The organism is Pseudomonas emilianonis, from assembly GCF_023072625.1.
In the GTDB taxonomy this organism is placed as follows: Bacteria; Pseudomonadota; Gammaproteobacteria; order Pseudomonadales; family Pseudomonadaceae; genus Aquipseudomonas; species Aquipseudomonas paraveronii.
This window is the reverse complement of the sequence record NZ_JAKNRV010000021.1, coordinates 23,734-31,691: the sequence shown is the minus strand read 5'-3', so window position 1 is coordinate 31,691 and position 7,958 is coordinate 23,734. Positions and strand designations below refer to the sequence as shown.

General features: G+C 60.1%; 9 protein-coding genes. 6 read left to right on the top strand and 3 right to left on the bottom strand.

All coding sequences use genetic code 11. The annotated features are described in order from the left end of the window. Positions 1-270, top strand: a 270-nt coding sequence (locus L9Z73_RS04770) for a DUF523 domain-containing protein (protein WP_247396895.1), incomplete at its 5' end; no start/stop codon positions are given. A gap of 38 nt (positions 271-308) precedes the next feature. Here L9Z73_RS04770 and L9Z73_RS04765 read toward each other — a convergent pair. After that, the gene (locus L9Z73_RS04765) at positions 309-803 is read right to left on the bottom strand and encodes a transporter substrate-binding domain-containing protein (RefSeq protein ID WP_247396892.1); all 495 of its coding nucleotides are present in this window, start codon (positions 801-803) and stop codon (positions 309-311) included. 133 nt (positions 804-936) lie between these two features. On the opposite strand from L9Z73_RS04765, the gene L9Z73_RS04760 reads away from it, so the two are divergent. Further along, positions 937-1,377, top strand: a complete 441-nt coding sequence (locus tag L9Z73_RS04760) for a DUF4399 domain-containing protein (RefSeq protein WP_247396887.1) — start codon at positions 937-939, stop codon at positions 1,375-1,377. A gap of 67 nt (positions 1,378-1,444) precedes the next feature. On the opposite strand, the gene serA is transcribed toward L9Z73_RS04760, so the two are convergent. Next, positions 1,445-2,674, bottom strand: coding sequence for a phosphoglycerate dehydrogenase (gene serA, locus L9Z73_RS04755; RefSeq protein WP_247396884.1), 1,230 nt, complete (start codon positions 2,672-2,674; stop codon positions 1,445-1,447). A gap of 204 nt (positions 2,675-2,878) precedes the next feature. On the opposite strand from serA, the gene L9Z73_RS04750 reads away from it, so the two are divergent. The 4 genes from L9Z73_RS04750 to L9Z73_RS04735 all read left to right on the top strand — a co-directional run bounded on the left by L9Z73_RS04750 (position 2,879) and on the right by L9Z73_RS04735 (position 7,146). Beyond that, a complete protein-coding gene (locus tag L9Z73_RS04750) occupies positions 2,879-4,273 on the top strand; it encodes an FAD-binding oxidoreductase (protein WP_247396882.1) in 1,395 nt (464 codons plus the stop codon). 22 nt (positions 4,274-4,295) lie between these two features. After that, complete coding sequence (locus L9Z73_RS04745; protein ID WP_247396881.1) at positions 4,296-4,961, top strand: fumarylacetoacetate hydrolase family protein; 666 nt, start codon at positions 4,296-4,298, stop codon at positions 4,959-4,961. 223 nt (positions 4,962-5,184) lie between these two features. Continuing rightward, positions 5,185-6,123, top strand: a complete 939-nt coding sequence (locus L9Z73_RS04740) for an SdiA-regulated domain-containing protein (RefSeq protein WP_247396880.1) — start codon at positions 5,185-5,187, stop codon at positions 6,121-6,123. Positions 6,124-6,231: 108 nt separating this feature from the next. Further along, complete coding sequence (locus L9Z73_RS04735; protein WP_247396879.1) at positions 6,232-7,146, top strand: SdiA-regulated domain-containing protein; 915 nt, start codon at positions 6,232-6,234, stop codon at positions 7,144-7,146. A gap of 116 nt (positions 7,147-7,262) precedes the next feature. On the opposite strand, the gene rpiA is transcribed toward L9Z73_RS04735, so the two are convergent. Continuing rightward, positions 7,263-7,934 (bottom strand): ribose-5-phosphate isomerase RpiA, encoded by a 672-nt coding sequence (gene rpiA, locus L9Z73_RS04730; RefSeq protein ID WP_247396878.1) that lies wholly within the window; start codon positions 7,932-7,934, stop codon positions 7,263-7,265. Positions 7,935-7,958 lie beyond the last annotated feature (24 nt).

Here is a 7,958-nt window from a genome sequence, read left to right as displayed (position 1 = left end):
GCGGGCGAGGACTTCAGCGCCGCCTTCCTCGACGGCGCCCGCCAGGCGTTGGCGTTGGTGCAGCGCCACAATATCCGCGTCGCCGTGCTCAAGGCCAATAGCCCGTCCTGTGGCAATGTGCTGACCTATGACGGCACCTTCAGCGGCGTGAAGGTGAGCGGCGAAGGCGTCACGGCGGCGCTGCTCAAGCGCCATGGGGTGTTGGTGTTCAGTGAGCTGGAGTTGCTTGAGGCGGCGCAAGCCCTGGCCCATCTCTCAAGCCTTCCCTAGGCCAAAGTGTGGGAGGGGGCTTGCTCCCACATGTTGATTTACTGTGCCTTGACTGCCGCTGTGTCGCCTTCGAACCACTTCTGCGCCAGCGCCTTCAACCGCCCATCGGCCTTCACCCGTTGCAGCGCCTTGTCCAGGCTCGCCTTGAACGCCGGGTTGCCCTTCTGGAACGCAATGGCCAACTCCGGATTGTCGCGGTAAGGCTCACTGAAATCGAACCGATCCTGCAGCTCGGTAGTCATAGCGATATGGTTGATGGCCACGTCGTACTTGGCGGTTGCTACGCCGGTCAGCAGGTCGCTGTCATCGGTGGTGATAAACGAGGGGCGCACATCCATCTCTTTGGCCAGTTGTTCACCAAGCTCAACTTCAAAACCGCTGAGTTTCTCACCGTCCTTGAAGTTGTAGGGCGGGGTGTTGGCCTCCAGGGCGATGCGCAGCTCACCGCGATCAAACACGTCATCGATCAGTTCGGCGTGAGCCAAAGGGCTGATCAGGGGAAGCAGCAGTAACAGGCCAGGCGAAAAGCGCATGGTCACTCCTAAAGAATTCGAATGTGCGAGGCGCGGTTCAGCATCGCTTTGTTATGGTGTTGAGTGCCTTGGACAGCAATTTGTCGCTAAGTTGTCATAACCCTACACATTTCATAGATAAGTGGAGAAACGAATGAAAGCCCTTTTGTCTCGTGCAACGATTGCCAGCGTGCTGCTGGGTGCTTCGATGTTGGTGACTGCCGCAGACGGCATCCCGCGCAGCGCGCCACCTGAAGGTGCGAAAGTGTTTATCGTTTCGCCGAAAGACGGCGCCACCGTCGATAAAACCTTCACCGTCAAATTCGGCATGGAAGGCCTGAAGCTGGCTCCGGCCACCGAACAGGCCCCAGGCACCGGCCACCATCACCTGCTGGTCGACCAGAAAGCGCTGCCGGACGCCAGCGTGCCGATCCCGGCCACTGACACCGTGATCCACTACGGCAAGGCCCAGACCGAAACCGAACTGACCCTCACCCCTGGCAAGCACACCTTGCAACTGGTCGCCGGCGACAAGTTGCACATGCAGTTCAATCCGACTGTAGCCTCGAAAGTGATCACGGTTAACGTCAAGTAAGATTTGTTCAGACAAAAAAATGGGAGACCCCTGTGGGTCTCCCATTTTTTGTACGGCGTTTGAAGCGTTAGAACAACACGCGGCAACGAATCGTGCCGTTGATGTGCTGCAGCTTCTGTTGCGCCAGGTCCGAGTACTCGGCGTCGACGTCGATCACCACGTAGCCGACCTTCTCGTTGGTCTGCAGGAACTGACCGGAGATGTTGATGCCGTTTTCTGCGAAGACCTTGTTGATCTCCATCATCACACCCGGGATGTTCTGGTGGATGTGCAGCAGGCGGTGCTTGCCAGGGTGAGCCGGCAGGGCCACTTCCGGGAAGTTGACCGAGGACACCGACGTACCGTTGTCGCTGTACTTGACCAGCTTTTCCGAGACTTCCAGGCCAATGTTGGCCTGGGCTTCAGCGGTGGAGCCACCGATGTGCGGGGTCAGGATCACGTTGTCCAGGCCACGCAGCGGGCTTTCGAAGATGTCGTCGTTGGAGCGTGGCTCCACCGGGAACACGTCGATGGCGGCGCCGATCAGGTGTTTGTCCTTGATCGCGTCAGCCAGGGCGTCCAGCTCGACCACGGTGCCGCGTGCAGCGTTGATCAGGATGCCGCCTTTCTTGATCGAGCGGATTTCCTTCTCGCCGATCATCCACTGGGTTTCAGCGGTTTCCGGCACGTGCAGGGTGACGATGTCGGACATGCCCAGCAGCTCGGTCAGGCTCGACACTTGCGTGGCGTTGCCCAGTGGCAGCTTGGTCAGGGTGTCGTAGAAGAACACCTGCATGCCCAGGCTTTCGGCCAAGACCGACAGTTGAGTGCCGATCGAACCGTAACCGACGATACCCAGCTTCTTGCCGCGGATTTCGAAGGAGTTGGCTGCGCTCTTGATCCAGCCGCCACGGTGGCAGGAGGCGTTTTTCTCCGGAATGCCGCGCAGCAGCAGGATGGCCTCGGCCAGCACCAGTTCCGCAACGGAACGGGTGTTGGAGTACGGTGCGTTGAACACTGCGATGCCGCGCTCGCGCGCTGCATTAAGGTCGACCTGGTTGGTGCCGATGCAGAAACAGCCGACCGCCACGAGTTTCTTGGCGTGATCGAAGACCTCTTCGGTCAACTGAGTGCGGGAGCGAATGCCGATGAAGTGCGCGTCGGCGATCTTTTCCTTGAGCTGGGCGTCTGGCAGAGAGCTGGTGATGTACTCAATGCTGGTATACCCGGCGGCCTTCAGAACCTCGACGGCCGATGGGTGGACGCCTTCCAGAAGAAGGAACTTGATCTTGCTCTTATCGAGAGAAGTCTTGCTCATCTGCGTAAACCTGTATCCCGGAGAAAAATGGCAGGGAATCGAGCAGCCCAAGCTGACCCGGACGGCAGGAAAGCCGTCACCGCAGAACGCCCTTGGGCTCTGTCCTACGGGGGCGGTATGCTAGCATATGCGCCCCGCTAAACACCTATTCCTGCGACGTGAAGCGTTCTCAGGATGACCATGAATTGTTCGAGAGTTCTGTCGATGACCCATCCTGCCCTGATTGATGAGCTAAAGACCCTGGTTGAGCCCGGCAAAGTGCTGACCGACGCCGACTCCCTGGAGGCTTACGGCAAGGATTGGACCAAGCACTTCGCGCCGGCCCCGACTGCCATCGTGTTTCCCAAGACGATTGAGCAAGTGCAGGCGATCGTGCGCTGGGCCAATGAGCGCAAGGTCGCGCTGGTGCCGTCCGGTGGGCGTACCGGCCTGTCGGCCGCCGCCGTTGCGGCCAATGGTGAAGTGGTCGTCTCGTTCGACTATATGAACCAGATCCTGGACGTGAACCTCACCGACCGCACCGCCAAGTGCCAGCCGGGCGTGGTCACCAAGCAATTGCAGAACGCCGCCGAAGAGCACGGCCTGTACTACCCGGTGGACTTCGCTTCGTCCGGTTCGAGCCAGATTGGCGGCAATATCGGCACCAATGCCGGCGGGATCAAGGTGATTCGCTACGGCATGACCCGTAACTGGGTCGCCGGCATGAAGGTCGTCACCGGCAAAGGCGACGTGCTGGAACTGAACCGCGACCTGATCAAGAACGCCACCGGCTATGACATGCGCCAGTTGTTCATCGGCGCCGAAGGCACCCTGGGTTTTGTCGTGGAAGCCACCATGCGCCTGGACCGTGCGCCGAAAAACCTCACCGCCATGGTGCTCGGCACCACCGACTTCGACTCGATCATGCCGGTGCTGCACGCGTTCCAGAGCAAGCTGGACCTGACCGCTTTCGAGTTTTTCTCCGACAAGGCCCTGGCCAAAGTCCTCGGCCGTGGTGACGTGCCGGCGCCGTTCGAGACCGAATGCCCGTTCTACGCACTGCTGGAATTCGAAGCCACCACCGAAGAAGTCGCCAACCACGCCCTGGAAACCTTCGAGCACTGCGTCGAGCAGGGCTGGGTGCTGGACGGCGTGATGAGCCAGAGCGAAACCCAACTGCACAACCTGTGGAAGCTGCGCGAGTACATCTCCGAGACCATTTCCCACTGGACGCCGTACAAAAACGACATTTCGGTGACGGTATCGAAAGTGCCAGCATTCTTGAAGGAAATTGACGCGATCGTCGGCGAACACTACCCCGACTTCGAAATCGTCTGGTTCGGCCATATCGGCGACGGCAACCTGCACCTGAACATCCTCAAGCCGGAAAGCCTGAACAAGGACGAGTTCTTCGCCAAGTGCGCCACCGTGAACAAGTGGGTGTTCGAAACCGTCGCGAAGTACAACGGCTCGATCTCCGCCGAGCACGGCGTGGGCATGACCAAGCGCGATTACCTGACCTATAGCCGCTCGCCGGTTGAAATCGAATACATGAAGGCCGTCAAAGCGGTGTTCGACCCGAACGGGATCATGAACCCCGGCAAGATCTTCGCTGTTTAACCGCCCCTGAGGGAGTCGTTCCATGAGCTACCAGCACAAGTATGTCGACGGCACCAACATCCACTTCCCTGTGGGAAAAGTGGTGTGTATCGGGCGTAACTACGCCGAACATGCCAAGGAACTGGATAACCCGGTACCGACCGAACCGTTGCTGTTCATCAAGCCGGGCAGCTGCGTGGTGGCGTTGGAAGGCGGTTTCAGCATTCCGGCCGAGCGCGGTTCGGTGCATTACGAAGCGGAAATCGCGGTGCTGATCGGCAAACCCCTGTCGACCAAGCCCAGCCGTGAAGAAGTGCTGGACGCCATCTCGGGCTTCGCCCCGGCCCTCGACCTGACCTTGCGCGACAAGCAGGCCGAGTTGAAAGCCAAGGGCTTGCCGTGGGAAATCGCCAAGTCCTTCGACGGCGCGGCGGTGATCGCCCCGTTCGTGGTCGGCAGCACCTTCCCGGACCTGACCGATATCGGCATTCGCCTGACCATCAACGGCGAAGTGCGCCAGGATGGCAACAGCGCGGTCATGCTCAACCCGATCATCCCGATGATTCAGTACATGGCGGGCTGCTTCTCGCTGCAAGCCGGCGACGTGATCCTCACCGGCACCCCAGCCGGTGTGGGCCCGCTGAATGTTGGTGACGAGCTGGTGCTGGAATTGTCCGGTGTGAACCGTTTCGAAAGCAGCGTCCGCTAACGTCAGCAGAACCCTGTGGCGAGGGAGCTTGCTCCCGCTGGACAGCGTAGCAGTCCCATTTTCAGGGCCGCTTCGCGGCCCAGCGGGAGCAAACGCCCTCGCCACAGGTCTCGGTTGTTTGCATTTTTTTCACACTCCATCCGGATAATCTTCAGCCTCCAGCGCACGGGCCGGTTATTCCTGCGCTATCACCCAATGCTGACTTCTCGGAAAAACGTGCCCAATGGCCCTCCCCCTGCCTGCCCACACGCCCAAGCCACGCTCTCGTTTTGCTCTGCGCTGGTATTCCTGGTTGTTTCTGGTCGGGGCGATTGTGTATGGCGTTGCCTGGGCCATGCACTGGGACGACCGCGGTGTGTTGTGGGTGGCGGAGCGCTTCGAAAGCCCGGTCGAACGCCAGGAGAGCGTCTGGCTGCCGGACTATCTCGTGGTCATTGATGCCAAGTTGCTGCCCGGCATGGAGAAGGACGAGGCCTCGGACCTGTCCTACAACCCACAGACGAAAACCCTGTTTTCCGTCATGGGCAAAAATGCCTTCCTCGTCGAGTTGAGCCTGCAAGGCGATGTGCTGCGCAAGATGCCCCTTAACGGTTGGAACAACCCGGAAGGTTTGACGGTGATGGAAAACGGCCTGATGGCCGTGGTCGACGAGCGCCTGCACAGCCTGACCCTCATCAAGATCGATGCCGGCACCACGGCGTTGAACAAGGCCGACTTCCCGAGTTACGACCTGGGCCCGTCCAAAGACCAGAACAAAGCCTTTGAAGCCATCACCTGGGACAAGCGCAACCAGCAGCTCGTGCTCGGCGAAGAACGCCCGGCGGCGCTGTTCACCTGGAAAAGCGACGGCAGCCAGACCCTGGTCGGTGACAAGCAAAAGCTCTCCGATACCAGGCTGGACATGCGCAACCTCTCGGCCCTGGCCATCGACCCGCGTACCGGGCACCTGTTGGCGCTGTCGGCCGACTCCCACCTGCTGCTGGAACTGGATGAAAAGGGCGAGCAGGTCAGCTTCATGACCTTGCTCGGCGGCTTCAACGGCCTCAAGAACACGATCCCCCGTGCTGAAGGCGTGACCCTGGACGAGAACGGCAACCTGTACATGGTCAGTGAGCCGAACCTGTTCTATCGTTTCGAAAAAACAGCCATAAAAGACCGATAACGTCGGATACGTTGCTATCTGCGGCATACGCCACACACCGGGCGCGTTTAAGTTTAGATTCAGATGGGCGTGATATTTATTCGCCACTTTTGACTTTGAGCCCGCCCGATGCGTCGACTTGCCCGCCCCAAGCCTGCTTTTTTCATAATGGTGCTGATCGCCTTGATCGGCACGGGCGTTGTCGCGCAACAGTTTCGCCTGTTCGAACGTGCCTGGTTCAACTGGCAGGCGTGGGGCCAGCCTGCCGACGAACGCTCCATTGGCCTGGCGGATTACCGGGTCAGCGTGGAGGGCCGGGTGATCGAAGGGCTGGATGATGACGTTTCCGCGCTGACCTACGACCCGGTGCGTAAAAGCCTGTTTACCGTCACCAACAAAAACGCCGAGCTGATCGAGCTGTCCCTTGAAGGCAAGATCCTGCGACGGATTCCCCTGGTCGGCTTCGGTGACGCCGAGGCCGTGGAATTCATCAGCGACAACATCTACGTCATCAGCGATGAACGCCAACAGCGCCTGATCAAGGTGCATGTGGATGACGATACCCAATTCCTCGACGCCGCCGATGCGGAGCAGATGACCCTGGGTGTGCATGTGGGGGGCAATAAGGGTTTTGAAGGCCTTGCCTACGACTCGGTGGGCAAGCGCCTGTTCGTGGCGAAGGAACGCGACCCGATGGTGATCTACGAGGTCCACGGCTTTCCCCATTTCAAACCGGAAAAAACCTACTCGGTCCACGTCATCAACAACCCCAAGCGCGATGCCGGGCTATTCGTGCGCGACCTGTCGAGCCTGCAATACGACGAGCGCAGCGGCCATTTACTGGCGCTGTCGGATGAGTCGTTCCTGGTGTTGGAACTGGATATCGACGGTCGCCCGCTGAGCAGTCTGTCCCTGCTGGGCGGGCGCCATGGCCTGAGCAGGCGTGTGCCTCAGGCCGAGGGAGTTGCCATGGATGACGCGGGCAACTTGTACCTGGTCAGTGAGCCGAACCTGTTCTACGTGTTCAAGAAAGCAGAATCCTGAAAACGCCGCCGACCCCATGTGGGAGGGGGCTTGCTCCCGATAGCGGTGGTTCAGTCAAGTAGACGTCGACTGACACACTGCTATCGGGAGCAAGCCCTCCCACATTTGGTTGTGCATCAGGCCTTGAGGGTTTTCACGCCTTCCGGGGTGCCCAGCAGCAACACGTCAGCCGGGCGCGCGGCGAACAGGCCGTTGGTGACCACGCCGACGATGGCGTTGATCCGGGTTTCAAGCTCCACCGGGTTGGTGATCTGCATGTTGTACACGTCGAGGATGATGTTGCCGTTGTCGGTCAGCACGCCTTCGCGGTACACCGGGTCGCCGCCCAGTTTCACCAGCTCGCGGGCCACGTGGCTACGGGCCATCGGGATCACTTCCACCGGCAGGGGGAAGGCGCCGAGTACTGGCACCAACTTGCTGGCGTCGGCGATGCAGATAAAGGTCTTGGCCACGGCCGCGACGATCTTCTCGCGGGTCAGGGCGGCGCCACCGCCTTTGATCAGGTTCAGGTGCTCGTCGCTTTCATCGGCGCCGTCGACGTAGAACTCCAGGTCGCTCACGGTATTGAGCTCGTACACCGGAATGCCATGGCCCTTGAGGCGCGCAGCGGTGGCTTCGGAGCTGGCCACGGCGCCGTCGAATGCGCCCTTGTGCTTGGCCAGCGCATCGATGAAGCAGTTGGCGGTGGAGCCGGTGCCAACGCCGACGATGCTCTTGTCATCGAGTTTAGGAAGGATTAAATCGACGGCGGCCTGGGCCACTGCCTGTTTGAGTTGATCCTGGGTCATGCGGGCTCCGGAACGGGCGGGGAG

What these genes read in the sequence shown, in the direction of transcription:
- serA (WP_247396884.1), bottom strand. Translation starts at nt 2,674, where the DNA reads ATGAGCAAGACTTCTCTCGATAAGAGCAAGATCAAGTTCCTTCTTCTG.
- L9Z73_RS04740 (WP_247396880.1), top strand. Translation starts at nt 5,185, where the DNA reads ATGGCCCTCCCCCTGCCTGCCCACACGCCCAAGCCACGCTCTCGTTTT.
- L9Z73_RS04765 (WP_247396892.1), bottom strand. Translation starts at nt 803, where the DNA reads ATGCGCTTTTCGCCTGGCCTGTTACTGCTGCTTCCCCTGATCAGCCCT.
- L9Z73_RS04735 (WP_247396879.1), top strand. Translation starts at nt 6,232, where the DNA reads ATGCGTCGACTTGCCCGCCCCAAGCCTGCTTTTTTCATAATGGTGCTG.
- rpiA (WP_247396878.1), bottom strand. Translation starts at nt 7,934, where the DNA reads ATGACCCAGGATCAACTCAAACAGGCAGTGGCCCAGGCCGCCGTCGAT.
- L9Z73_RS04750 (WP_247396882.1), top strand. Translation starts at nt 2,879, where the DNA reads ATGACCCATCCTGCCCTGATTGATGAGCTAAAGACCCTGGTTGAGCCC.
- L9Z73_RS04745 (WP_247396881.1), top strand. Translation starts at nt 4,296, where the DNA reads ATGAGCTACCAGCACAAGTATGTCGACGGCACCAACATCCACTTCCCT.
- L9Z73_RS04760 (WP_247396887.1), top strand. Translation starts at nt 937, where the DNA reads ATGAAAGCCCTTTTGTCTCGTGCAACGATTGCCAGCGTGCTGCTGGGT.